Here is a 24,401-nt window from a genome sequence, read left to right as displayed (position 1 = left end):
TGCGTTCAGAGCGTGAGTTCCAGCAAGGGGTTGGGCTTGGGCCGGAAGCCGAGGGAGACGTACAGCGGCTCGGCCTCCGGCGAGGCGGTGAGCTGCACGCGCCGGGCACCGCGCTCGCGGAACCACTCCAGCAACGTGGTCGTGCAGGCCCGCGCGTAACCCCGGCGCCGCGCGTCCGGGTCGGTGGCGACGCTGAACACGAAGCCCACCATGCCGTGCGGATCTCCCTGCTTGCCGATGCGGTAGTCGATCGTCCCGGCCACCAGGGAGGCCAGCGCCCCCGGCCGCTCGGGGTGGTCGACGACGAACGCCACGAAGTCCCCGTCCGGTTCACCGAGTCTGGCCCTGAGAGTGGGGAGGGACTCCCCGTGCCAGGCGACGGAGGGATCAGAGGCGAACACCGCGTCGATCATGACCTGACGCAGGCGCAGGACTTCCTCGGCGTCGGCGGGCAGGGCGCGACGTACAACACTCATGAGTCCGTACGCTAACCATCCGGATCAAGAAACGTCCTGCCGATTTCTTACCGTCGGCGCTTGCTTGGAGCGCACTCCAAGGTTCTAGCGTTGGGGCCATGACGGTGATGGAGACCACGGGGACCAGGACCGCCGACACCTGCGCCGGCCCGCCGCAGCAGAACCGGCGCCCGGACGGCGACGACCACTACACGATCAGCGAGGTCGTCGCCTTCACCGGCCTGACGGCACACACCCTGCGCTGGTACGAGCGCATCGGCCTGATGCCGCACATCGACCGGTCCCACACCGGCCAGCGCCGCTACACCAACCGCGACCTCGACTGGCTCGACCTCGTCGGCAAGCTCCGCCTGACGGGCATGCCGGTCGCGGACATGGTCCGGTACGCGGAACTGGTGCGCGAGGGCGACCACACCTACGGCGAGCGCTTCCAGCTGCTGAAGACGACCCGCGAGGACGTCCTGGCCAGGATCGACGAACTCCGGGGCACGCTCGCCGTGCTCGACCGGAAGATCAGTTTCTACGCGGACGCCGGGCAGGCCCTGGCGTCGGAGAGGTCCCGATGACGGACGGCAGGATCACGACGGCGAAGCTCGGCGACCACGGTCCCGAGGTGAGCGTCCAGGGCCTCGGCTGCATGGGCATGAGCTTCGGCTACGGCCCCGCGGACGCGGACACGTCCCGGGCCACGCTGGGACGGGCGCTCGAACTGGGCGTCACCTTCTACGACACGGCCGACGCGTACGGGGCCGGCGAGAACGAGCGGTTCCTGTCGCCGTTCTTCAAGGCCCACCGCGACGAGGTCGTCATCGCGACCAAGTTCGCCCTGTCGATCCCCCCGGACGACCCCACCCGCCGGGTCATCCGCAACGACCCGCCCTACATCCGCCAGGCCGTCGAGGCGAGCCTGAAGCGCCTGGACGTCGACGTCATCGACCTCTACTACATGCACCGGCGCGATGTGAACGTGCCGATCGAGGAGAGCGTCGGCACGATGGCCGACCTGGTCCGCGAGGGCAAGGTCAAGCACCTCGGCCTGAGCGAGGTCACGGCGGACGAACTGCGGGCCGCGCACGCCGTCCACCCCATCGCGGCCGTGCAGTCGGAGTGGTCGCTGTTCAGCCGGGACATCGAGAGGCACGTCGTCCCCGCGGCGCGTGACCTGGGTGTGGCCCTCGTCGCGTACTCACCCCTCGGCCGGGGCTTCCTCACCGGCTCGTTCACCGACGCCGAGCAGGATCTGAGCGCCGATGACTTCCGCCGCCGGCAGCCCCGCTTCACGGGCGACAACGCCACGGCGAACGCGACCCTGCTGGAGCTGATCCGCTCGGTGGCCGAGGCCCATGACGCGACCCTCGGTCAGATCGCCCTGGCCTGGGCCCAGCAGCAGGCGACGATCCACGACCTCCCGGTCATCCCGATCCCGGGCACCCGCAAGCCCTCCAGGGTGGAGGAGAACACGGCGGCGACCAGGATCGTCCTGACCGACGAGCAACTGGACCTGCTGGACGGCATAGCGGCCCAGGTGGCGGGCAACCGCTACGCGGACATGGCGTTCACTTCGGCAGGCAGGGAGTAGACGTCCAGGGGCGCGGGGCTGGGTCGATGTGCGGCTCCGCCGCGTGGGCGCGACCAACCACGCACGGCCCTGCGCCCGCCCACGGCGAGACCCCGGCAGACGCTAAAGCTCCGCCAGCAACTCCGCCTTTTTGACCGAAAACTCCTCATCCGTCACCAACCCGGCCTGATGCAGCTCACCCAGGTGACGAATGCGCTCGGCGATGTCCGCGGGATCCCGCCGCGGCGCGGGCACCGCGGCCACCGGACTCGACGTCCGTACCGCCGCCAACACCGCGGCAGCGAACGGCAGCGACTCGTGCACGGGGCCGTACCCCAGCCCGAAGACCACCGCCGCGGGATCCTGATCGGCCTGGGCCGCAGATGCCTCCGCATCCCGGCGCAAAAGCCGCAAATGCCCTTCGAAGACCTCCGGTGACCGCCACTCCACCCCGTTCAGCTCCCCGACGGAGAAGGTCTGGTCGCCGGCCTTCCACTTCGCCGACGACGCCCCCGTCCAGAACCACCGGAAGTTCACGGTCCGTCCGTCGAAGGTGGCCTTCCCGTCGTACGCCTTGAAGGACAACGGCCCCTCGGGCGGCTTCACGAGGAACCGGTCCGCCGGCCCGGACTCGGTCAGCAGCGTGCGCAGCTCGTCGGCGTAGTACTCGGCGAGCACCTCCCGCTCGGCGGGCAGCACCAGCCGGTAGGGATCGCCGCTCTCCTTCAGCTGCCCGGCGGCCGCCTCCATCAACGGGTCCGCCCCGGGGCGCGGCTCGACGCGCAGCACGACCGTGCCGCGTTTCCCGCGGGTCAGCGTCACCCCGGCGATCGCCTCCAGGGGCACGCGGCGTTCCCCGAGGGCCTGGAACAGCTTGGGTGTTCGAATCCCCCGTTCGTAGCGGATGAGCACGGAGTCGGACTCGAACTCCCAGGCGGCATGAAATCCGGCCAGTACGTCACCCATGCGGCTCATCGTATGCGGCACGCGCTCCTCCGTCCCCCTCCCGAGCAGACCGCAACTTCTTCGCCTCTACGCGCGTCAGGCCGCCGCCGTGCCGGACAAACCGGTACGGCAGACGCCGTCTTCGTGCGCGCAGTGCACCGAGCGGTATGCGCCAACGCCGATCTCTGCGAAATTGAACAGACTTGCCGTCCCGGGCTCGAAGTAGCCCGCGTGACCCTTCGCGCCTGCCGCCGACAGCACCCGCGCGCCGAACCCGGCGGACACCGGATCGGCTCCGTGGCCCAGCCCGCCGACCTCCAGGTACGGCACGTCCTGGATCCAGTCGTCGGAGTCCCGCATCGCCCACACCCGGGCGCTGGTGTGCAGCTGGGCGGCCTTCTCGACACGCATACCGGGGCTGCCCGCCACCGCGATGTCGGACACCCGGCCCGGCAGCGAGTGCGCGGCGACCCCGCACACCACGGAGCCGTAGCTGTGGCAGAACAACGCGACCGGCGACGTGCCCGGCAGGGCCCGCACGAGCGCGTTCAGCCGTACGGCACCCTCCTCGGCGCGCATCGCCGTGGCCGAGTCGATGCCGAGTCCGCTGGGTGCCGTGTAGTCGGCCCAGGCGATGACGGCCGTACGGGTCGAGGGGCTGACCTGCCGCTCGGCCGCGTACAGGGACTTGGCCATGCCGACGGGCGCCGCGTACTTGCGGTGCGTGCGCTGGAACGTGAGCAGGTCGGTGTCGACACCGGGGACGACGACCGAGACCCGCGCCGCCTCGCGCAGGTCGCCGAAGACCTCCGCCACCCGGCCCGAGCCCTCCGGGTCGAAGGCCAGGATGTGCCGGTCCTTCTCCAAGAGGTCCCCGAAGCGGTGCATCCTGCGCCCGGCCTCGTGCCGTCCGGCCCGGGTGAGGCGGCTGTCGTGCATGCGTTCCCGCTCGACCTTGCGCGCCTTCGCGAGCGCGAGACGGTTGGCGCGGTAGCGCAGCTCGACCGGCGCGCCGTTCATGTTGCCCACCGCGAGCGAGTACTTGCGGACCAGGGTCGAACGGTCCTGCTCGGTGAGCGACGAGAAGAAGCGGGCCAGCCTCGTCGGCTCGGACTGCGGGTCCGGCAGCCGGTGCCCGCCGATCCGGCCGTGCTCCCAGGCGGAGAGCGAGGCTTGGAGCGGTGTGTCGCCCCGCTGGCTGCGCAGGGCCGTCCAGCCGGTGGTCGCCAGCATCACAAAGACGACGGCCAGAGCGAGCAGTGCGCGCCAGACGTTCAGTTGCGGGGAGGTGTCGAAGGAAGTCACTGAAAGGACACACTAGGAGAACGAGAGGGTCTCGCGTTAACCAAGTGACCGGGATCACGTTTCGGTGTATGCCCTAAGGGGACTGCTCCGCACGCCAGTTCCCGGCCAGTGCGGGACCCACCTGATCCAGGTACGTCGTGGTGAGTTCCCGCATGCCGTCGAGGGTGAGGTCGCCCCCGGTGGACCACAGCCGCTCGGTGACGCGAATCACCCCGCCGAAGAGGGCGACGACGATCCGCGGCCGGGGGTCCGCGTCCACGTCGAGGCCCTCGCGCTCGGCGATGATGCCCGCGAGCTGCTCCTCCAGCTCCGCCGACCGCCGCAGATGGGCGGCGAGCAGCGCGGGCGTCGACTCGATCACCCGGTAGACGCGCATGTGGAGCTCGATCGGCACGAGCTCCACCACGGCCTCGTTGATCGCGTCCCAGCTCTCCAGTACGGCCCGGCGCAGCGCCTCCAGCGGCGCCTCGTCCGGCGGGCGGGTGCGCAGGGCCTCGACGACGAGCGTCTCCGCGAGGCGCGGCACGAAGAACGCCGTCTCCTCCTTGCCGGCGAAGTAGCGGAAGAAGGTGCGCTGTGAGACGTCCACGGCGGCGGCGATGTCGTCGACGGTCGTCTCCTCGTACCCGCGCGTGGCGAAGAGTTCCAGCGCGGCCCGCAGCAGTGCGTCCCGGGTGCGCCGCTTCTTGCGTTCGCGCAGGTTCAAGACTGGCCTCTCGTCTGAGGTGTTCTGCCCAGTTCAGGCTATAGGGGGATGTCGTGTCAGTTACCGACTAGTGAATTGGTTTGTCAATTGTCAGTGGCTGTCATTAGCCTCGAAGGATGACTAGTCACACCACCATCGACACGACGGGGCCGGGGGGCAAGGTTCCGGCGACGCCGTCGGACGCGACGCCGGGCAAGGGGCTGCGAGGGCATCCCTGGCTCACCCTCATCACCGTCGCTGTGGGGGTCATGATGGTGGCCCTCGACGGCACCATCGTGGCCATAGCCAACCCGGCGATAGGCAAGGACCTGGGGGCCTCGTGGTCGGATCTCCAGTGGATCACCAACGCCTACTTCCTCGCTCTCGCGGTGTCCCTGATCACCGCCGGCAAGCTCGGTGACCGATTCGGCCACCGGCAGACCTTCCTCATCGGCGTGGCGGGCTTCGCCGCCTCCTCGGCCGCCATCGGGCTGTCCAAGGGCATCACGGCGGTCATCGTCTTCCGCGTCTTCCAGGGGCTTTTCGGTGCCCTGCTGATGCCGGCCGCGCTCGGCCTGCTGCGGGCCACCTTCCCGGCCGAGAAGCTGAACATGGCCATCGGCATCTGGGGCATGGTCATCGGCGCGTCCACCGCCGGCGGCCCGATCCTCGGCGGCGTGCTCGTCGAGCACGTCAACTGGCAGTCGGTGTTCTTCATCAACGTGCCGGTCGGCATCCTCGCCGTCGTCCTCGGCGTGCTGATCCTGCTCGACCACCGCGCCGAGAACGCCCCGCGCTCCTTCGACCTCCTCGGCATCTTCCTGCTGTCCGCCGCGATGTTCTGCCTCGTCTGGGCTCTCATCAAGGCACCGGAGTGGGGCTGGGGCGATCTGCAGACCTGGGCGTTCATCGTCGCCTCGGTGGTCGGCTTCGGGCTCTTCGCCGTCTGGGAGACGAAGGTGAAGGAGCCGCTGATCCCGCTGGGGCTGTTCCGCTCCGTCCCGCTGTCGGCGGGTGTCGTCCTCATGGTGCTGATGGCCATCGCCTTCATGGGCGGCCTGTTCTTCGTGACGTTCTACCTCCAGAACGTGCACGGGATGAGCCCGATCGACGCCGGTCTGCACCTGCTGCCGCTCACCGGCATGATGATCGTCGGTTCCCCGCTCGCCGGCGTGATGATCACCAAGTTCGGCCCCCGCATCCCGCTGGCCGGCGGCATGGCGTTCACCGCGATCGCCATGTACGGCATGTCCACGCTGGACGCGCACACGGGCAGCGGCGTCATGTCCGTCTGGTTCGCCCTGCTGGGCCTCGGCCTCGCGCCGGTCATGGTCGGCGCCACCGAAGTCATCGTCGGCAACGCCCCGATGGAGCTCTCTGGCGTCGCGGGCGGTCTCCAGCAGGCCGCCATGCAGATCGGCGGCAGCCTCGGCACGGCCGTGCTGGGCGCCGTGATGGCGTCCAAGGTCGACAACGAGTTCGCCGGCAACTGGGCGGACGCCGGGCTGCCGCCGCTCACCCCGGCCCAGTCCGAGCAGGCCGCGCTGGCCGTTCAGCAGGGCGTCGCCCCGGTGCCCGAGGGCACTCCCGAGCAGATCGCCGCGAAGATCACCGAGGTCGCGCACACCACGTTCATCGACGGCATGAGCCTGGCCTCGCTGACCGCCGCGGGCGTGGCGGCCGTCGCCGTGTTCGTCGCGTTCCTCACCAAGCGCGGCGAGAACGCGGAGGCCGGTGCGGGCACGGCGCACATCTGACGCTCCACGGCGGCTCGTTCCCTCATCAGGGTGAACACGGCCACCGAACCCTCCCCTCCGGCACGCACCGCAGGTCACAGTGGGTCAAGTCCTCCGCAGGGCATGGAGGACGGACGCTGCGGCGCGCTGCCGGAGGGGGGCAGCGCGCAGGCAGCGGGATGAACGCGTGTTGACGGGGTACTCGCCATCTCGTACCCGAAGAGAACCCCAACCGATCGAGGGTTTACGGGAGTTGATGATGGCGAGCTTCGGACACGGTACGCGCAGGCACCCCCGCTCACGTGGCCGGACGTGGTCACGGACCGGGACGGATCGCGCGACGCTCGGACTCATCGGAGTCATCTGCGCCGTTGCAGGCTTCTTCGTGCTGGGGATCGTCCTCGGTCCCGCCGCGATGGTCTGCGGCTGGCTCGCCATGGGCCGCGCATGGTCGGGCGCACGCCCCACCGCGGCCGTGGTCGCCCTGGTCCTGGGCGCCATCGACACGCTCCTGGCCATCATCTGGCTGTCCGGAGCGGCCACACCGGGCATGGGCATGATCTGACCCGAGTGCGGCGAGGGAAGGGCCTCCGGCGATCCAACCGGGGGCCCACCTTCGTGCCCGGCCCCCTAGTCGGCCGGCGTCCCCTTGAGCGCCGCCAACTCCCCGCGCAGCGCCCGCACCTCCTCGGTCAGCTCCAAGATCGCCTCGGTCTGCCGCTGCTCCTCGACGTCGTCCTTCTCGAACCGTGCGATGAACCAGGCGGCGATGTTCGCCGTGACCACACCGAGCAGCGCGATCCCGGACAGCATCAACCCGACCGCCAGCATCCGCCCCAGGCCGGTGGTCGGTGCCATGTCCCCGTACCCCACGGTGGTCATCGTGGTGAACGCCCACCAGACCGCGTCCCCCAGGGTGTGGATGGAGGCACCGGGCTCGTCCCGTTCCACCTCCAGCACGGCCAGCGCACCGAAGACGAGCAGTCCGAGGCACGAACCCGCGACGTACGTGGTGACCCGTACCTGCGACGCCATCCGCGCCCGCTGCCCGGCGAGGAACAGCATCGACACCAGCTTCAGCAGCCGCAGCGGCTGGGCCAGCGGCAGCACCACGGCCAGCAGCGCCAGCGGATTGCCGCGCACGAACCGCAGCCGCTCCTCGGCCAGCCACAGGCGGACCAGATAGTCGGCGGCGAAAGCGGCCCACACCGCCCAGTTGGTGACATGGCATGCGGTGAGCAGGCCCTGCGGAGCCCTCGGGGCCACGATCGGTATGGCGTAGGCGATCGCGAACAGCACGGCCAGTGCCAGCAGCGGGCCCTGGGTGCGCCGCTCCCAACGGGCCAGAGCGGTCGAGGTGGTCATCGGGAGCGTCATGGGAAGCATGGTAGGAAACGCGTGGGGCGGCACCGCTCGGGTGCCGCCCCACGGGAACCGCCCTCGACGTCCTACGCGTCGCCGCCCGCGGCTCCCGGGTCGGCGGCCGACACGTCGAGCAGCTGGTAGCGGTCGATGGCCTGCTTGAGCACGGAGCGGTCGACCTTGCCCTCACGGGCCAGCTCGGTCAGCACGCCCACCACGATCGACTGCGCGTCGATGTGGAAGAACCGCCGGGCGGCGCCCCGCGTGTCGGCGAAGCCGAAGCCGTCCGCTCCCAGCGACTGGTACGTCTGCGGCACCCAGCGCGCGATCTGGTCCGGAACCGCCCGCATCCAGTCGGACACGGCCACGACCGGCCCCTGCGCGTCGGCGAGCTTGCGCGTCACGTACGGCACCCGCTGCTCCTCCTCGGGGTGCAGCAGGTTGTGCTCCTCGCAGCTCACGGCCTCGCGCCGCAGCTCGTTCCAGGAGGTCGCCGACCAGACGTCCGCCTTGACGTTCCAGTCCTCGGCCAGGATCTTCTGCGCCTCGACGGCCCAGGGCAGCGCGACACCGGACGCCAGGACCTGCGCCGGGATCTCACCGGCCGTGCCCTCGCTGAACCGGTAGAGGCCCTTGAGGATGCCGTCGACGTCCACGTTCTCGGGCTCGGCCGGGTGCTGGATGGGCTCGTTGTAGACGGTCAGGTAGTAGAAGACGTCCTCGCCGTGCGGATGCTCCTCGGAGGAGCCGTACATCCGGCGCAGGCCGTCCTTGACGATGTGGGCGATCTCGAAGCCGAACGCCGGGTCGTAGGCGACGCAGCCCGGGTTCGTCGAGGCCAGCAGCTGGGAGTGGCCGTCCGCGTGCTGCAGGCCCTCACCGGTCAGGGTCGTACGGCCGGCGGTCGCGCCCAGGACGAAGCCGCGCGCCAGCTGGTCGGCCATCTGCCAGAACTGGTCGCCGGTGCGCTGGAAACCGAACATCGAGTAGAAGACGTAGACCGGGATGAGCGGCTCGCCGTGGGTCGCGTAGGCCGATCCGGCGGCGATCAGGGACGCCGTGCAGCCCGCCTCGGAGATGCCGTCGTGCAGCATCTGGCCGTTCGGCGCCTCCTTGTAGGCGAGGAGCAGGTCGCGGTCGACCGACTCGTACTGCTGGCCTAGCGGGTTGTAGATCTTCGCACTCGGGAAGAACGAGTCCATGCCGAAGGTGCGGTACTCGTCAGGCGCGATCAGCACGAAACGCTTGCCGATCTCCTTGTCCCGCATGAGGTCCTTCAGGAGTCGGACGAAAGCCATCGTCGTCGCGATGGACTGCTGGCCCGAGCCCTTCTTCACGGTCGCGTACGTCTTGTCCTCGGGCAGCGCCAGCGGCTTGGAGCGCACCACGCGCGTGGGGACGTAACCGCCGAGCGACTTGCGGCGGTCGTGCATGTACTGGATCTCCTCCGAGTCCCGGCCCGGGTGGTAGTACGGCGGCACGCCGGACTCCAGCTCCTTGTCCGGGATCGGCAGGTGCAGACGGTCGCGGAAGCGCTTGAGGTCGTCGACCGTCAGCTTCTTCATCTGGTGCGTGGCGTTGCGGCCCTCGAAGTTCGGGCCCAGCGTCCAGCCCTTGATCGTCTTGGCGAGGATCACCGTCGGCTGGCCCTTGTGCTCCGCGGCCGCCTTGTACGCCGCGAAGATCTTCTTGTGGTCGTGACCGCCGCGGCCCAGGTGCAGGATCTGGTCGTCGGTCATGCCCTCGACCATGGCCCGCAGCCGGTGGTCGTCACCGAAGAAGTGGTCGCGGATGTACGCGCCGGTCTCCGTGGCGTACGTCTGGAACTGCCCGTCCGGCGTGGTGTTCATCTTGTTGACCAGCACGCCGTCGCGGTCCTGGGCGAGCAGCGGGTCCCAGCTGCGGTCCCAGACCAGCTTGATCACGTTCCAGCCGGCGCCGCGGAAGATCGACTCCAGCTCCTGGATGATCTTCCCGTTGCCGCGCACCGGGCCGTCGAGGCGCTGGAGGTTGCAGTTCACGACGAACGTGAGGTTGTCCAGGCCCTCGCGGGCGGCGATGGACAGCTGGCCCAGCGACTCCGGCTCGTCCATCTCGCCGTCGCCGAGGAAAGCCCACACCTGCGACTTCGAGGTGTCGGCGATCCCGCGCGCCGCCATGTAACGGTTCATCCGCGCCTGGTAGATCGCACCGATCGGGCCGAGGCCCATCGACACCGTCGGGAACTCCCAGAAGTCCGGCATCGACCGCGGGTGCGGGTACGACGACAGCGCGTGCGGCGCCTTCGACTTCTCCTGGCGGAAGCCGTCCAGGTGCTGCTCGTTCAGCCGGTCGAGCAGGAACGCGCGGGCGTAGATGCCCGGTGAGGCGTGCCCCTGGAAGAAGACCTGGTCGCCGCCGTCGCCCTCGTCCTTGCCGCGGAAGAAGTGGTTGAAGCCGACGTCGTAGAGGGAGGCGGAGGACGCGAACGTGGCGATGTGCCCGCCGACGCCGATGCCGGGGCGCTGGGCCCGGGAGACCATCACCGCCGCGTTCCAGCGGGTGGCGTTGAGGACCTTGCGCTCGATGTCCTCGTTGCCCGGGAAGAACGGCTCGCTCTTGGTGGGGATGGTGTTGACGTAGTCCGTGCTGCGCATCTCCGGCACGGCCACGCGCTTCTCGCGGGCCCGCTCGATCAGCCGCAGCATCAGGTAGCGGGCCCGCTCCCGGCCCCGCTCGTCGACGGCGGCGTCGAGCGAGTCGAGCCACTCCTGCGTCTCTTCGGGATCGAAGTCAGGAACCTGACTCGGAAGGCCGCCAATGATGATCGGGTTGCGATCGGATGCGGAAGCCACGCTGTTCCTTACCTGTCAGAGGGCCTGCGAGGGCCGCTGTTTCGCTGTCGTAGCCGGGGCGTCGCCGCTGGGGGCGCGCCGCTCCCATGGTCCACCCGGGGGGCGGGAAACGTCATCTCTACCGAGCGGTAACCCAGACGTGAGATCGACTCCGTGACGTATGGGGCGAATACCTTCGAGTCTCGTACCCACAGACGATTCCCAAACGCCCAAACAGGGCAGAAAGGTGTGGTGTGCGTCACCTCGGGCCATGATGGTGTGCCAGGAGTTGCGGTGACACCGCCAGGATCGTCACCGTTTCGGCGGTCTCAACGGCCGGGTACTTGCGCGATCGGTCCCGCCCGTGTGGACTACGGCCAATGCTTCGCGCACGCGCGTGGCTGAGTTATTCCCAAAACATGATCAGGAGGCAACCCGTGAGCGCGACCGCGGACCACGCGGAGGAGCGGACGAACCCTGCCGCCAGGCTGGGGTTCCAGCCCGGGCAGGTGGTCCAGGAGATCGGCTACGACGACGACGTGGACCAGGAGCTCCGCAAGGCCATCGAGGGCATCATCGAGGCCGACCTGGTGGACGAGGACTACGACGACGTGGCCGATGCCGTTGTGCTGTGGTTCCGTGACGACGACGGCGACCTGACGGATGCGCTGGTGGATGCCACCACGTACATCGAAGAGGGCGGCGCGATCCTGCTCCTGACGCCGAAGACCGGCCGTTCGGGGTACGTGGAGCCGAGCGACATCTCGGAAGCCGCCACCACGGCGGGTCTGACGGCGTCCAAGAGCGTCAGCGTCGGCAAGGACTGGAGCGGCAGCCGGCTGGCCACGCCCAAGGCCGCCAAGTCCAAGCGGTAGTCGTACGGCGGGCGGGCCGGCGTCGTCGGCCCGCCCTTCGGCCTGTCCCGGTGCCTGCGTAGGGTGGTCCCACCCGAGAAGCCCCACGAAGGGACACCCGCAGCGATGGCGATCCAGGCCGGTGAGAAGGCCCCTGACTTCGAGCTCAAGGACAACCACGGCAGGACCGTGAAGCTGTCCGACTTCCGGGGCCGCAAGAACGTGGTGCTGCTCTTCTACCCCTTCGCCTTCACCGGCGTGTGCACCGGCGAGCTGTGCGAGCTGCGCGACAACCTGCCGCAGTTCTCCGACCGCGACACCGAGCTGCTCGCCGTCTCCAACGACTCCATCCACACCCTGCGCGTCTTCGCCGAGCAGGAGAGCCTGGAGTACCCGCTGCTGTCCGACTTCTGGCCGCACGGCAACGTCTCGCGGGCCTACGGCGTCTTCGACGAGGACAAGGGCTGCGCCGTGCGCGGCACCTTCGTCATCGACAAGGAGGGCGTCGTGCGGTGGACCGTCGTCAACGGCCTGCCGGACGCGCGCGACCTGAACGACTACGTGAAGGCGCTCGACTCCCTGTGACCCGGTCGGGCGGCATGCGCCCGACACCCGCTGAATTCCAGGCTTCAGGGCCTGGGTGGGGCGGGAACCCGTCACTAGGATCGACTCGTTGATCCGACATCCGAGCACAATGGGGCATCCCGCCCCTGGACACCAATGGAGGACTCGTGGGAGTCAGCCTCAGCAAGGGCGGCAACGTATCGCTGACCAAGGAGGCGCCGGGCCTGACCGCGGTCATCATCGGTCTGGGGTGGGACGTCCGCACCACGACCGGCACGGACTTCGACCTGGACGCCAGCGCGCTGCTGCTGAACAACTCCGGCAAGGTCGGCAACGACCAGCACTTCATCTTCTTCAACAACCTCAAGACCCCGGACGGCTCCGTGGAGCACACCGGTGACAACCTCACCGGTGAGGGCGAGGGCGACGACGAGCAGATCAAGGTCAACCTCGCCACCGTCCCGGCCGACGTGGAAAAGATCGTCTTCCCGGTCTCGATCTACGACGCCGAGACCCGCCAGCAGTCCTTCGGCCAGGTGCGCAACGCGTTCATCCGCGTCGTGAACCAGGCTGGCGGCGCCGAGATCGCCCGGTACGACCTGAGCGAGGACGCCTCCACCGAGACCGCCATGGTCTTCGGTGAGCTCTACCGGCACGGCGCGGAGTGGAAGTTCCGCGCCATCGGCCAGGGCTACGCCTCGGGCCTGCGCGGCATCGCGCAGGACTTCGGCGTGAACGTCTGAACCACCTCCAGGGCCCTGGCGACAGGGCCCGAAGGTCTTCTTGTCCGGCGCCGCACGGTTTACGTGCGGCGCCGGACGTGCAGGACCACCTCAGTGACACCACCGGGCCTGTGGCCCCAAGGGGAGGGACAGCATCATGGGCGTCACGCTCGCCAAAGGGGGCAATGTCTCCCTGTCCAAGGCCGCGCCGAACCTCACTCAGGTGCTGGTCGGGCTCGGCTGGGACGCGCGCTCCACCACCGGAGCACCCTTCGACCTCGACGCCAGCGCTCTGATGTGCAGCAGCGGGCGCGTGCTCGGGGACGAGTGGTTCGTCTTCTACAACCAGCTCAAGAGCCCGGACGGCTCGGTCGAGCACACCGGCGACAACCTCACCGGCGAGGGCGACGGCGACGACGAGTCGCTGCTGATCGACCTGCCCAAGGTGCCGCCGCAGTGCGACAAGATCGTGTTCCCCGTCTCGATCCACATGGCCGACGAGCGCGGCCAGACCTTCGGCCAGGTCAGCAACGCTTTCATCCGGGTCGTCAACCAGGCCGACGGCCAGGAGCTCGCCCGCTACGACCTCAGCGAGGACGCCTCCACGGAGACCGCGATGATCTTCGGTGAGCTCTATCGCTATCAGGGCGAATGGAAGTTCAGGGCCGTGGGGCAGGGGTACGCGTCGGGGCTGCGGGGCATCGCACTGGACTTCGGGGTCAACGTCTCATAACGCGTTATGAGCAAAAACCGGGGCCCACTGGGGTGCTGAGGGGGGACGACTAGACTTCGGCTTCAAAGTTTCGTAAAGCCGGGTACGGCGCGGGGGAGCCCCGTACACACACGATTGGGTAGCCAGTGGTTCTGAAAACCTTCGGGTGGTCGTTCGCGGTCACCGCGCTCGGCCTGGTCGCAGCGATCTTCTACGGAGGGTGGACCGCGTTCGGTGTCGTTGCGATCCTGTCCGTCCTCGAGATCTCGCTGTCCTTCGACAACGCGGTGGTCAACGCCGGGATCCTGAAGAAGATGAGTGCCTTCTGGCAGAAAATCTTCCTCACGATCGGCATTCTGATCGCCGTCTTCGGCATGCGACTGGTCTTCCCTGTCGTGATCGTCGCCCTCAGCGCACAGCTCGGGCCGATCGAGGCCGTCGACCTCGCGCTCACCGACAAGGACCAGTACCAGCAATACGTCACCGACGCCCACCCGTCGATCGCCGCCTTCGGTGGCATGTTCCTGCTGATGATCTTCCTGGACTTCATCTTCGAGGACCGGGACATCAAGTGGCTCAAGTGGCTCGAGCGGCCGCTGGCCAAGCTCGGCAAGGTCGACATGCTGTCGGTCTGCATCGCGCTGATCGTCCTGCTGATCTCGGCGATGACCTTCGCGACCCAGGCCCACCAGCACGGCGGCACGCACGTCGACAAGGCGGAGACGGTCCTGCTCGCCGGTATCGGCGGCCTGATCACCTACATGATCGTCGGCGGTCTGTCCGGCTACTTCGAGGACAAGCTCGAAGAGGAGGAGGAGCGCGAGCACGAGGCGGAGGAAGAGGCCGTCCGGTCCGGCAAGCCCCGCTCCGCGGTCGTCGTCGCCGGCAAGGCCGCGTTCTTCATGTTCCTCTACCTGGAGGTCCTGGACGCGTCCTTCTCCTTCGACGGCGTGATCGGCGCCTTCGCCATCACCAACGACATCGTCCTGATGGCCCTCGGCCTCGGCATCGGCGCCATGTACGTCCGGTCGCTGACGGTCTACCTGGTCCGCCAGGGCACCCTCGACGACTACGTCTACCTGGAGCACGGCGCGCACTACGCGATCGGCGCGCTCGCCATGATCCTGCTCGTCACCATCCGGTACGAGATCAACGAGTTCATCACCGGCTCCGTCGGCGTGATCCTGATCGCCTGGTCCTTCTGGTCCTCCGTACGCCGCAACCGCGCCATCGCCGCGGCCGAGGGGGACGCCGGTTCGGACGCGAAGACTGAGGTCTCGTCCGGGGTGTGACACCCCTCCGGGCGAGGAACGCTCTGTGCGGGGCGGCCACCGAGGACTCCTCGGTGGCCGCCCCGTCGGTCGTCATGGGCCGTGGGTACGGTGATGACCTGCGGTCTCCGAGTGAACGTGGGGGCGGAATGGGCCTGTTCGACGGACTTCGGCGTGGGCGCGAGGCGCAGTTCGACTCGGGCGACGCGTCGACCAACGCGATCGAGCTGACCAAGCGGCGCGCGCAGATATCACTGACCAAACAGGGCGCGGCCACCGGCCATCTGCGCGTCAACCTGAGCTGGCGGATGCGCACCTCCGACTTCGGCGGCTCCCAGCGCGAGAGCCTGCTGCGTCATCCCTTCCGGGCCCTCAAGCCCCCCGAGGTCGTCGGCCACAGCCAGAGCATGGTCAACGTCGACCTCGACCTGGGCTGCCTCTACGAACTCCAGGACGGCAGCAAGGGCGTCGTCCAGCCCCTCGGCGGCTACTTCGGGGAGACAAACGCCGCGCCGTACGTCAAGCTCAGCGGCGACGACCGCTTCGGCTCCGCGTCCGGCGAGACGATGTACATCAACCTCGACCACCGCGAGCACATCAAGCGACTGCTGGTGTTCGTCTACATCTATGACCAGACACCCGCCTTCGACCGCGCCCACGCCATCGTCACCCTCTACCCGAGCAACGGCCCCCGCATCGAGATCCACCTCGACGAACGCCAGCCGCAGGCCCGCTCCTGCGCCGTCGTCATGATCGAGAAGGTGAAGAACGAGATCATCGTCCGCCGCGAGGCGAAGTTCGTCTACGGCTTCCAGGCCGAACTCGACCGGCTGTACGGCTGGGGACTCCAATGGGGGCGGGGCTACAAGACCAAGGTCGACCGCTGACCGCGGAGCCTTGAGGGGACCCGCCCCGGACCTCCGCCTAGCGCCCGACGAACTGCGGGCCCTGCGGGGGCAGCCGGAAGTCCGGGTCGGGGACCGCGGTGACCGGCGGCGGATAGCCGTAGCCGGTCTGCGCCCCCGCGGCACCCCGCGCCGCTGCCGGTGCCTGGGGGTAGCCGTACGCGGGCCGGCCGGTGGTCTGCGGGTAGCCGTAGGCCGGCTGCGTCGGCGGCGGCTGCTGCGGCGGATATCCGTAGCCGGGCTGTCCGGGCACCGCGGCCGGCTGCTCCGGGGGCAGCGGCACGGAGACCTCGGGGGACTGCGAGGAGGTGCCCGCCGTCGTCGGCTGCGCGGCCGTGTTCGTGGTGGGGGGCGCGGGGACCGTCGTGGTCGCCTCCTCCGCCGCCGCCTCCGACTCGTCCACCGAGATGCCGAAGTCGGTCGCGAGGCCCTTCAGCCCGTTCGAGTAGCCCTCGCCCAGCGCCCGGAACTTCCAGCCCTCCCCACGCCGGTACAGCTCGCCGCAGATCAGCGCGGTCTCCTCGCCCGTCTCCGGCGTGACGTCGAAATACGCCAGCGCCTCGGTGCCGGTGTCCGCCGCGTCGTACAGCAGGATGCGCAGCTCCCGCACGCGGTCGAACGTCGTGCCGTCCGCCGATGCGACCAGCAGAATCCGGCCGACCCCGGACTCGACACCGGCGAGATCTGTCTGGATCGTGTCGGTCAGGCCCTCGGCGACCCGCTTCTTGCCGAGCCGCCACACCTTCCCGGCCGGGTGCCGGGGCTGGTTGTAGAAGACGAAGTCCTCGTCGGAGCGCACACGACCGTCGGGGCCGAGGAGCAGCGCGGAGGCGTCGACGTCCGGAACCCCCTGCCCCGGTGTCCAGCGCAGCACGGCGCGCACCGTGGTGGCTTCCAGCGGGACGTTCGACCCCTTCAGCATGGCGTGCGTCATGCGGTCATCCTGCCCTCTCGGTCCTGCTCACGACAACGCGGGGGCCGCGGTCACGAGCGGCGCCGACGGCCGTCCCGGACTACCGTCGTCATGGCCGGGCCTGGCAGTGCTTGCCCGCGTTACCTGAAATTCATGCCTCATGGGAACCTGTGACATGGACATCTACGTACTATTACCGGCCACCTTTCATCGATTCGCAGGTCGCATCACCACCACGGGGGAGTTCCATGCGTCATTTCGGGCACGTCGCCCCTGAGGTACGGAAGCGTCTCTTCTTCCGCGAACCGTGCGCCTTCACCCCGGACTCCCCGGCCCGGCTGCTCGCCGCCGCCCTGGGCGCCACGCTGTACAGCCCGGCCACCAGGCCGCGCCTGGCGGACGACGTCCTCAAGCAGGCCGCGCGCGGTGTGGTCTCGATGGTGCTGTGCCTGGAGGACTCCATCGACGACGCGGAAGTCGGCCCCGGCGAGGAGAACCTCGTCCGGCAGATCACCGCCCTCGCCGGCCTGCCGGACGCCGACCCGCCGCTGCTGTTCATCCGGGTCCGCGTCCCCGAGCAGATCCCCGACCTCGTACGACGCCTCGGCCCCGCCGTCCGGCTGCTGTCCGGGTTCGTCCTGCCCAAGTTCACCGAGGAACGCGGCATCCCCTTCCTGGAAGCCCTGGCCACCGCCGAGGCCGAAAGCGGCCGTCGCCTTTTCGCCATGCCCGTGCTGGAGTCCCCGGAGCTGCTCTACCGGGAGTCGCGCGTGGAGACCCTGGAGGGCATCTTCCGGGCCATCGACAAGTACCGCGACCGCGTCCTCGCCCTGCGCCTCGGCGTCACGGACTTCTGCTCCTCCTACGGGCTGCGCCGAGGCCCCGACATGACGGCCTACGACGTGCAGATCGTCGCCTCCGTGATCGCCGACGTGGTGAACATGCTGGGCCGCGCCGACGGGACCGGCTTCACCGTCACCGGGCCGGTGTGGGAGTACTTCCGGGTCCAGGAGCGCATGTTCAAGCCGCTGCTGCGGCAGAGCCCCTTCCTGGAGGTGCAGGCCGCGGAGCTGCGCGAGAAGCTGATTGAGCACGCCATGGACGGTCTGCTGAGGGAGATCTCCCTGGACCACGCCAACGGCCTGCTGGGCAAGACCTGCATCCACCCCTCGCACGTGCTGCCGGTGCACGCCCTGTCGGTCGTCAGCCACGAGGAGTTCACGGACGCCCAGGACATCCTGCGCCCCGAGCGCGGCGGCGGGGGTGTGCTGAGATCGGCGTACACGAACAAGATGAACGAGGTGAAGCCGCACCGGGCCTGGGCCGAGCGGACCCTGCTGCGTGCCGAGGTTTTCGGCGTGGCGAACCAGGACATCGGCTTCGTGGAACTGCTGGCGGCGGGACTGCCGGCCTGACCGCACGGCTTTTCGAGGATGCGAAGGGTTCATGGAGAAGGCAGTGAACGAGGGGGAGTACCGCGAGGTGCGCGACGACGCGGACGGCGTCTGGTCCGGCAGCTGGGTCGCCGAGCGGCTCGGCGTCGAGCTCGCCGGTGACGGCCGGCTGACCGGCCTGCTGGGGCTGGCGCTGCGCCGCAACCCCAAGCGGGCCCACCTGCTGGTGTCGAACGTCCTGGGCAAGCACGTGCCGCAGTCGCCGTCCGTGGTGTACGGCTACGGCGTCGAGCTCGGCCGCCGGGTGCGGGACCTGCTGGGCGACGACGAGGCCCGCAGGGCCGTCGTCCTCGGCTACGCCGAAACCGCGACCGGCCTCGGCCACTCCGTCGCCGACGGGCTGGGCCTCGCGCCCTACCTGCACTCCACCCGTCGCCCGGTCGCCGGTGTCACCCCGGCCGGCGGCTTCGAGGAGTCCCACTCCCACGCGACGTCGCACCTGCTGCTGCCGGAGGATCCCGCGCTGTTCACCGGCGACGGGCCGCTGGTCCTGGTCGACGACGAGTTCTCCACGGGGAACACGGTGCTGAACACCGTGCGCGATCTTCATCAGCGGTATCCGCGGCGGCGGTATGTCGTGGTGGCGCTGGTGGACATGCGGTCCGCTGCCGATGCGAACCGCCTAGCGGATTTCGCCGAGGAGATCGGCGCCCGGGTCGACCTGGTCACGGCGGCCTCGGGGACCGTACGGCTGCCCGAGGGGGTGCTGGAGAAGGGGCAGGAGCTGGTGGCGCGGTACGAGGCCGGGGGTGCCGCGGAGGGTCGGATGCCGGCTGCGGCGCCGTCGGGGCCGTTCGCGCAGTTCCCCGCGCCCCTTGAGGGCGTCGCCTCAGGGGCGCGGGGAACTGCGCGACGAGCCCCCACCGGCCCGCGGCCGGACGACAACCGCATCGACCTGCACTGGCCCGCAGACCTGCCGGACGGCGCCCGGCACGGGTTCACCCCGGCCCACCGCGCCCGGCTGGAAGCCGCCCTGCCGGCGATGGCGGCCCGGATCGCCGAGGCTCTGCCTCACAACGCCCGCCGCGTCCACGTCCTCGGCTTCGAAGAGCTGATGTACGCCCCGCTCAGGCTCGCCCGCGAGCTGGAGCGGACCACCGACATCGAGGTCCGCTACTCCACCACCACCCGCTCACCCGTCCTCGCCGTCGACGACCCGGGCTACGCGATACGCACCCGCCTCGCCTTCCCCGCCCACGACGACCCCGCCGACGGCCCCGGCGAGCGCTACGCCTACAACGTCGCCGGCGCCGGCTTCGACGCCGTCGTCGCGGTGGTCGACTCGGCCGCGGACACCCCCGCGCTGCACGCGCCCGACGGTCTGCTGGCCCGCCTCGCCGCCCACACGCCGCGGGTCCTCCTCGCCGTCATACCGTCGTACGCCCCCGAAAGGCCCTCCATGCTGCCCGAGCCCCTCCGCGGCCCCGCCTTCTCCTCGTACGCGCCCGAGGAGGTCGGCTGGCTGCTCCAGGACCTCTCGGACGTGACGCTGGAGGCGCCGACCGAGGAGCGCGAGGAGGCGATCCAGAGCGGCGGCGCGCACTACGCGGAGTCGCTGCCCGTGGAGTACCAGCCCAGCGAGCAGTACCAGGAGCTGTTCCACGCCGCGCTGAAGGAGTCGGCGGCCCGGATCGCCCAGGCGGTCGGTGTCGTCACCGAGACGGTCCTCGCGGAGCGGTCCCCGCGTCCCGTGCTCGTCTCCCTGGCCCGCGCCGGGACGCCCGTCGGCATCCTCATGCGCCGCTGGGCCCAGCACCGGCACGGCCTGGACCTGCCGCACTACGCCGTGTCGATCGTCCGCGGCCGGGGCATCGACGCCAACGCGCTGCGCTGGCTCGCCGAGCACCACGACCCCCGGGACGTCGTCTTCGTCGACGGCTGGACCGGCAAGGGCGCCATCACCCGCGAACTCGCCCAGGCCCTGGAGGAGTTCGAGAAGTCCGACGGCATCACCGGCTTCGACCCCGAGATCGCCGTCCTGGCCGACCCCGGCTCATGCGTCCGCACCTACGGCACCCGCGAGGACTTCCTCATCCCCTCCGCCTGCCTCAACTCCACCGTCTCCGGCCTGATCTCGCGGACCGTGCTGCGCGCGGACCTGGTCGGCCCGCACGACTTCCACGGTGCGAAGTTCTACCGCGAACTCGCCCGCACCGACGTCTCGGTGGCCTTCCTGGACGCCGTGTCCGCCCGCTTCCCCGAGGTCACCGACGCCGCCTGCGCCCAGGCCAAGGAACTGCTCGCGACCGACCGCTCGCCCACCTGGGAGGGCTGGGCCGCCGTCGAGCGCATCAGCGAGGAGTACGCCATCCACGACGTGAACCTCGTCAAGCCCGGCGTCGGCGAGACCACCCGGGTCATGCTCCGCCGCGTGCCCTGGAAGGTCCTGGCACGCGCCGGGGCGGGCAGCGACCTGGACCACGTGCGCCTGCTGGCCGAGCAGCGCGGGGTGCCCGTCGAGGAGGTCGACGGACTGCCCTACACCTGCGTCGGCCTGATCCACCCCAAGTACACCCGGGGCGCGACCGGCGCCGACGGCAAGGCGGTGTCGGTCTGATGCCCGTACTCGTCGCGAGCGACCTCGATCGCACCCTGATCTACTCCGCCGCCGCCCTGGCGCTCACCATGCCGGACGCGCGGGCTCCGCGGCTGCTGTGTGTGGAAGTGCACGAGAGCAAGCCGCTGTCGTACATGACGGAGACGGCGGCCCGGCTCCTCACCGACCTGGGCGACGCGGCCGTGTTCGTGCCGACGACGACCCGGACGCGCAAGCAGTACCAGCGCATCAACCTGCCGGGCCCGGAGCCCACGTACGCGATCTGCGCGAACGGCGGCCACCTCATGGTCGACGGCGTCTCCGACCCCGACTGGCACGCGCAGGTCACCGCACGGCTGGCCGACCAGTGCGCGCCGCTCGCCGAGGTGCAGGAGCACCTGCTGAGGGCCGCCGACCCGGTCTGGGTGCGCAAGCACCGCGTCGCCGACGACCTGTTCGCCTATCTCGTCGTCGAGCGCGAGCTGCTCGACGAGGACTGGGTGAAGGAACTCGCGGTGTGGGCGGAGAACCGCGGCTGGACCGTGTCCCTCCAGGGCCGCAAGATCTACGCCGTTCCCAAGCCGCTCACCAAGAGCGCGGCGATGCGGGAGGTCGCCCGGCGGACCGGGGCCGATCTCACGCTCGCCGCGGGTGACTCCCTGCTCGATACCGACCTGCTGCTCGCGGCGGACCAGGGCTGGCGGCCCGGCCACGGGGAGCTGGCCGACACCGGCTTCGCGGCTCCCTCGATCAGGGTGCTTCCCGACCGGGGTGTCCTCGCCGGGGAGCGGATCCTGCGGGAGTTCCTGGAGGTGGTACGGGGCGCCGGAGCTGCGCCTGGACCGGGCGCCTGAGGACTCGGGTGTCCTGGTCGTCGTGCGGGTGCGGCGGCGCGGTGGCTCGTCGCGCAGTTCCCCGCGCCCCTGCGGGGCGTCGCAGCAGCCGTACCGCGATGAACGCCACCACCGCCACCGCCGCCACGGCGAGGACCACCTTCGAGTAGGTGGAGACGATGTCCGACACCTGGTGCCAGTTCGCGCCGAGGAAGTAGCCCGCGAGCACGAACACCGTGTTCCAGATCGCGCTGCCCAGGGTGGTCAGCCCCAGGAACACCGGCAGGCGCATGCGCTCCACGCCCGCCGGCACGGAGATCAGGCTGCGGAAGATCGGGATCATCCGGCCGAAGAACACGGCCTTGGTGCCGTGCTTCAGGAACCAGGCCTCGGTCTTCTCGATGTCCGAGACCTTCACCAGCGGCAGCCGGGCCGCGATCGCCACCGTCCGGTCACGGCCGAGCAGCGCGCCGACCCCGTACAGGGCGAGCGCGCCGATCACCGAGCCGGCCGTCGTCCACAGCAGGACCGCGAGCAGGCTCATCCGGCCGCTGCTCGCGGCGAACCCGGCCAGCGGCAGGATCACCTCGCTGGGCAGCGGCGGGAACAGGTTCTCCAGGGCGATGGCGAGACCGGCACCCGGCGCGCCCAGCGCGTCCATCAGGTCGTTGACCCACTGCGGTCCGGCGTCCGCTGCGATGGCTGTCATGCCGCCACGTTAGGGAACCGAAGCTGAAGGACTCCTGAGGAAATCCGGGGAGGGGCGTCAGCCGCAGCAGCCGCCCCCGCAGCAGCCGCCCCCGCCGCCGCCCGCGCGGGGCGCCGGAGCCGGGGCGGAGGCCGAGCCTCCGACCGCGACCGTGGAGAGGAGCTTCACCGTGTCCTCATGACCGGAAGGGCAGGCCGCGGGATCGGCGGACGCCGCCATGGGACGGCTGAGTTCGAAGGTGTCGCCGCAGGTCCGGCAGCGGTACTCGTAGCGAGGCATGAGGACAGGTTAATCCGCGACGGCGGAAGTGCCGCCCTCCCGGATTCCGTTTGATCACTCTTGCCGCACCGGTGTGGAGGAACTGCAACGGCCGCTGGCAACTTTCGAACGCCGACCATGTGTCTACTTCTGGTCCGACGGGACGCCCATGGCTCGCACCGGCTGGGGGCGGCGGCAGGCGATGCCGCTCAAGGACATCCCGGAGGACGTCCGCGACGCGGTGCCGGCGGCGGAGAACGCGAGCTTCCACAGCGACCCCGGCATATCCCTCCGCAGGTCGGTGGCGAGCATCGTCGCGTCGTACCCGAACGCGTACTACTACGCCTGCCGCACCTGAGACCGGACGGGGGCCGGGCTCAGTGTCCGGCCCCTCGCTCCTCGCGGATCCCGTCCACCACCCGGGCCACCGACCGCCGGATCCCCTCCGTCTCCGTGAGGAAGTGCCAGTAGTCGGGGTGGCGGCCGTCGAGGCCGGCGATGGCGCGGTCCAGGCGGGCCACGGCGTCGTCCAGGGGGTGGGCGTGGCGCGGGTCGGGGGTGTTGCGGCCGGCCATGGCGAGGCGCTGGGCGTCGCGGATGGCGAAACGGGTGCGGTCGATCTCCTGCTGGGGGTCCTTCTGCACGGCGTTCAGACGGTGCAGGCGGTCCCCGGCGGCCGACACGGCCTCGTCGGTGTTGTTCAGCAGCGCCCGTACGGTCGACAGCAGGGCCGTCGCGTCGGCCCAGCGCTGTTCGCCGCGGGCGGCGCGGGCCTCGGCCAGTCTCGTCTCGGCCTGGCGGACGTTCTCGGCGGCCGCCTCCGGGACGTGCTGGAGGTCCTGCCAGCAGGCCGCGGTGAAGCGGCGCCGGAGTTCGCTCAGGGTCGGTTCCACCTGCTCGGAGCGAGTGGTGAGGGCCTGGGCGCGGGTGCGCAGGGAGACCAGCCGGTGGTCGATCTCGGCGGCGCGGTCCGGCAGCCGCTCGGCCTCCACACGGACCGCCTCGGCCTCGCGGGTGACCCGCTCGGCCCGCTCCAGGGTCTGCGGCACGCCGTGCTGCCCGGCGCCCTGGTTCAGCTTGGTCAGCTCCGGGGAGAGGGCTGCGAGCCGGGCCGCGAGGTCGTCCGCCCTGAGACCCGACGCCCGTACGGCGTCCAGCGCGTTCGAGGCGGCGAGCAGGGCCTGGCGGGCGCGTTCGACCGCGGGGGCGAGACGGGCCAGCTGGGTCTCCGCCTTGCCGAGGAGGGGGCCGAGACCGTCGGTGAACCGGTCGAGCTCCTGCTTGACCCGGCCGAGTTCCTCCTTGGCGGCGGTCAGTTCGCCGCGGGCGCGGGACGCGGCGGACGCCTCCAGGTCGTCGCGGTCGAGATCGTGCGCGTCGACGGCGTTGATGTACCGGTGGCTGGCCTCGTCGATCCGTCGGCCCAGCGCGTCGAAGTCGGCGACGGCCCGCCGGGCGGCGGGGGAGTCGTCGACGGCGGTGATCGTCTCGATCGAGATGCGCAGGTCGCGCTGGGCGGTGTCGAGTTCGTAGAACGCCGCCGCGGCGGCGTCCTTCGCGGCCTGGGCCTCGGCCCGCTGGTTCTCGGCCCGGCCGCCGAACCAGCGCCGGGTGCCGCCGCCCGCGAAGGCGGCCGGCAAAGCCAGCGCGGCCAGCAGCGGAAGCCCGACCAGGGCGAGCGTGTCGCGGAGCGGCCCGTGGGCGCGGGGGATGCGGCGACGCGGGCGATGTGCGCGCGGCACCGACGGCGAGTCCGGCTGTCCTGGTGTCGCCGTCACATCCCTCTCCCG

General features: G+C 70.2%; 23 protein-coding genes and 1 pseudogene. 14 read left to right on the top strand and 10 right to left on the bottom strand.

The window, feature by feature from the left end; all coding sequences use genetic code 11:
• Positions 1–5 precede the first annotated feature (5 nt).
• Positions 6–476: a GNAT family N-acetyltransferase gene (locus A4E84_RS12420; RefSeq protein WP_062926628.1), complete on the bottom strand. Its 471-nt coding sequence runs from the start codon at positions 474–476 to the stop codon at positions 6–8.
• 98 nt (positions 477–574) lie between these two features.
• Between A4E84_RS12420 and A4E84_RS12415 the strand changes: the two genes are divergently transcribed.
• Both A4E84_RS12415 and A4E84_RS12410 read left to right on the top strand, forming a co-directional pair.
• A complete protein-coding gene (locus A4E84_RS12415; protein WP_062926627.1) occupies positions 575–1,042 on the top strand; it encodes a MerR family transcriptional regulator in 468 nt (155 codons plus the stop codon).
• Positions 1,039–2,055 (top strand): aldo/keto reductase, encoded by a 1,017-nt coding sequence (locus A4E84_RS12410; protein WP_062926626.1) that lies wholly within the window; start codon positions 1,039–1,041, stop codon positions 2,053–2,055. Before A4E84_RS12415 ends, A4E84_RS12410 begins: the two co-directional genes overlap by 4 nt.
• A 102-nt stretch (positions 2,056–2,157) precedes the next feature.
• Here A4E84_RS12410 and A4E84_RS12405 read toward each other — a convergent pair whose 3' ends face one another.
• The 3 genes from A4E84_RS12405 to A4E84_RS12395 form a co-directional block, all read right to left on the bottom strand.
• Positions 2,158–3,009 (bottom strand): DUF4429 domain-containing protein, encoded by an 852-nt coding sequence (locus A4E84_RS12405; protein ID WP_062931419.1) that lies wholly within the window; start codon positions 3,007–3,009, stop codon positions 2,158–2,160.
• 66 nt (positions 3,010–3,075) lie between these two features.
• Entirely contained in the window at positions 3,076–4,284 is a 1,209-nt protein-coding gene (locus A4E84_RS12400; RefSeq protein WP_062926625.1) for an alpha/beta hydrolase, read from the bottom strand.
• Positions 4,285–4,357: 73 nt separating this feature from the next.
• The gene (locus A4E84_RS12395) at positions 4,358–4,990 is read right to left on the bottom strand and encodes a TetR family transcriptional regulator (RefSeq protein ID WP_062926624.1); all 633 of its coding nucleotides are present in this window, start codon (positions 4,988–4,990) and stop codon (positions 4,358–4,360) included.
• 116 nt (positions 4,991–5,106) lie between these two features.
• Between A4E84_RS12395 and A4E84_RS12390 the strand changes: the two genes are divergently transcribed.
• Both A4E84_RS12390 and A4E84_RS12385 read left to right on the top strand, forming a co-directional pair.
• Positions 5,107–6,726, top strand: coding sequence for an MFS transporter (locus A4E84_RS12390; RefSeq protein WP_062926623.1), 1,620 nt, complete (start codon positions 5,107–5,109; stop codon positions 6,724–6,726).
• 235 nt (positions 6,727–6,961) lie between these two features.
• Complete coding sequence (locus A4E84_RS12385; protein ID WP_062926622.1) at positions 6,962–7,270, top strand: hypothetical protein; 309 nt, start codon at positions 6,962–6,964, stop codon at positions 7,268–7,270.
• Between the two features lie 65 nt (positions 7,271–7,335).
• On the opposite strand, the gene A4E84_RS12380 is transcribed toward A4E84_RS12385, so the two are convergent.
• Both A4E84_RS12380 and aceE read right to left on the bottom strand, forming a co-directional pair.
• Positions 7,336–8,082: a potassium channel family protein gene (locus A4E84_RS12380; RefSeq protein WP_237304900.1), complete on the bottom strand. Its 747-nt coding sequence runs from the start codon at positions 8,080–8,082 to the stop codon at positions 7,336–7,338.
• 71 nt (positions 8,083–8,153) lie between these two features.
• Positions 8,154–10,901, bottom strand: coding sequence for a pyruvate dehydrogenase (acetyl-transferring), homodimeric type (gene aceE, locus A4E84_RS12375; RefSeq protein ID WP_062926620.1), 2,748 nt, complete (start codon positions 10,899–10,901; stop codon positions 8,154–8,156).
• 416 nt (positions 10,902–11,317) lie between these two features.
• On the opposite strand from aceE, the gene A4E84_RS12370 reads away from it, so the two are divergent.
• From A4E84_RS12370 to A4E84_RS12345, 6 genes are all read left to right on the top strand, one after another.
• On the top strand, positions 11,318–11,755 hold the full coding sequence (locus tag A4E84_RS12370; protein ID WP_062926619.1) for a DUF3052 domain-containing protein: 438 nt from the start codon (positions 11,318–11,320) through the stop codon (positions 11,753–11,755).
• Between the two features lie 105 nt (positions 11,756–11,860).
• Positions 11,861–12,319, top strand: a complete 459-nt coding sequence (locus tag A4E84_RS12365) for a peroxiredoxin (RefSeq protein ID WP_062926618.1) — start codon at positions 11,861–11,863, stop codon at positions 12,317–12,319.
• 146 nt (positions 12,320–12,465) lie between these two features.
• Positions 12,466–13,041, top strand: coding sequence for a TerD family protein (locus tag A4E84_RS12360; RefSeq protein WP_031131329.1), 576 nt, complete (start codon positions 12,466–12,468; stop codon positions 13,039–13,041).
• Positions 13,042–13,177: 136 nt separating this feature from the next.
• The gene (locus tag A4E84_RS12355; protein ID WP_062926617.1) at positions 13,178–13,753 is read left to right on the top strand and encodes a TerD family protein; all 576 of its coding nucleotides are present in this window, start codon (positions 13,178–13,180) and stop codon (positions 13,751–13,753) included.
• 125 nt (positions 13,754–13,878) lie between these two features.
• Positions 13,879–15,024 carry a DUF475 domain-containing protein gene (locus tag A4E84_RS12350; protein ID WP_062926616.1) on the top strand — a complete coding sequence of 382 codons (1,146 nt, stop codon included), beginning with the start codon at positions 13,879–13,881 and terminating at the stop codon, positions 15,022–15,024.
• 128 nt (positions 15,025–15,152) lie between these two features.
• Positions 15,153–15,890: a TerD family protein gene (locus tag A4E84_RS12345; RefSeq protein WP_062926615.1), complete on the top strand. Its 738-nt coding sequence runs from the start codon at positions 15,153–15,155 to the stop codon at positions 15,888–15,890.
• 37 nt (positions 15,891–15,927) lie between these two features.
• On the opposite strand, the gene A4E84_RS12340 is transcribed toward A4E84_RS12345, so the two are convergent.
• Entirely contained in the window at positions 15,928–16,842 is a 915-nt protein-coding gene (locus A4E84_RS12340) for a TerD family protein (protein WP_062926614.1), read from the bottom strand.
• A gap of 227 nt (positions 16,843–17,069) precedes the next feature.
• On the opposite strand from A4E84_RS12340, the gene A4E84_RS12335 reads away from it, so the two are divergent.
• Genes A4E84_RS12335 through A4E84_RS12325 form a run of 3 tightly spaced genes read left to right on the top strand, consistent with a single transcriptional unit; the run spans position 17,070 to position 21,665 of the window.
• Positions 17,070–18,236 carry an HpcH/HpaI aldolase/citrate lyase family protein gene (locus tag A4E84_RS12335; protein ID WP_062926613.1) on the top strand — a complete coding sequence of 389 codons (1,167 nt, stop codon included), beginning with the start codon at positions 17,070–17,072 and terminating at the stop codon, positions 18,234–18,236.
• 31 nt (positions 18,237–18,267) lie between these two features.
• Complete coding sequence (locus A4E84_RS12330; protein ID WP_062926612.1) at positions 18,268–20,832, top strand: phosphoribosyltransferase; 2,565 nt, start codon at positions 18,268–18,270, stop codon at positions 20,830–20,832.
• Entirely contained in the window at positions 20,832–21,665 is an 834-nt protein-coding gene (locus A4E84_RS12325) for an HAD family hydrolase (RefSeq protein ID WP_062926611.1), read from the top strand. The genes A4E84_RS12330 and A4E84_RS12325 overlap by 1 nt, the downstream gene beginning before the upstream one ends.
• Here A4E84_RS12325 and A4E84_RS12320 read toward each other — a convergent pair.
• Both A4E84_RS12320 and A4E84_RS12315 read right to left on the bottom strand, forming a co-directional pair.
• Entirely contained in the window at positions 21,562–22,353 is a 792-nt protein-coding gene (locus tag A4E84_RS12320) for a DedA family protein (RefSeq protein ID WP_062926610.1), read from the bottom strand. The genes A4E84_RS12325 and A4E84_RS12320 overlap by 104 nt on opposite strands.
• A gap of 57 nt (positions 22,354–22,410) precedes the next feature.
• Positions 22,411–22,632 carry an FmdB family zinc ribbon protein gene (locus A4E84_RS12315; protein ID WP_033306109.1) on the bottom strand — a complete coding sequence of 74 codons (222 nt, stop codon included), beginning with the start codon at positions 22,630–22,632 and terminating at the stop codon, positions 22,411–22,413.
• 121 nt (positions 22,633–22,753) lie between these two features.
• Here A4E84_RS12315 and A4E84_RS44410 point away from each other — a divergent pair.
• Positions 22,754–22,927: pseudogene (locus tag A4E84_RS44410) on the top strand (transglycosylase domain-containing protein); the annotation flags it as partial.
• 61 nt (positions 22,928–22,988) lie between these two features.
• On the opposite strand, the gene A4E84_RS12305 reads toward A4E84_RS44410, so the two are convergent.
• Positions 22,989–24,389: a coiled-coil domain-containing protein gene (locus A4E84_RS12305; protein WP_062926608.1), complete on the bottom strand. Its 1,401-nt coding sequence runs from the start codon at positions 24,387–24,389 to the stop codon at positions 22,989–22,991.
• Positions 24,390–24,401: the final 12 nt, after the last annotated feature.

The sequence above is a fragment of the Streptomyces qaidamensis genome (genome assembly GCF_001611795.1).
Taxonomy (GTDB): domain Bacteria; phylum Actinomycetota; class Actinomycetes; order Streptomycetales; family Streptomycetaceae; genus Streptomyces; species Streptomyces qaidamensis.
This window is presented reverse-complemented; position numbering and strand designations above follow the sequence as displayed.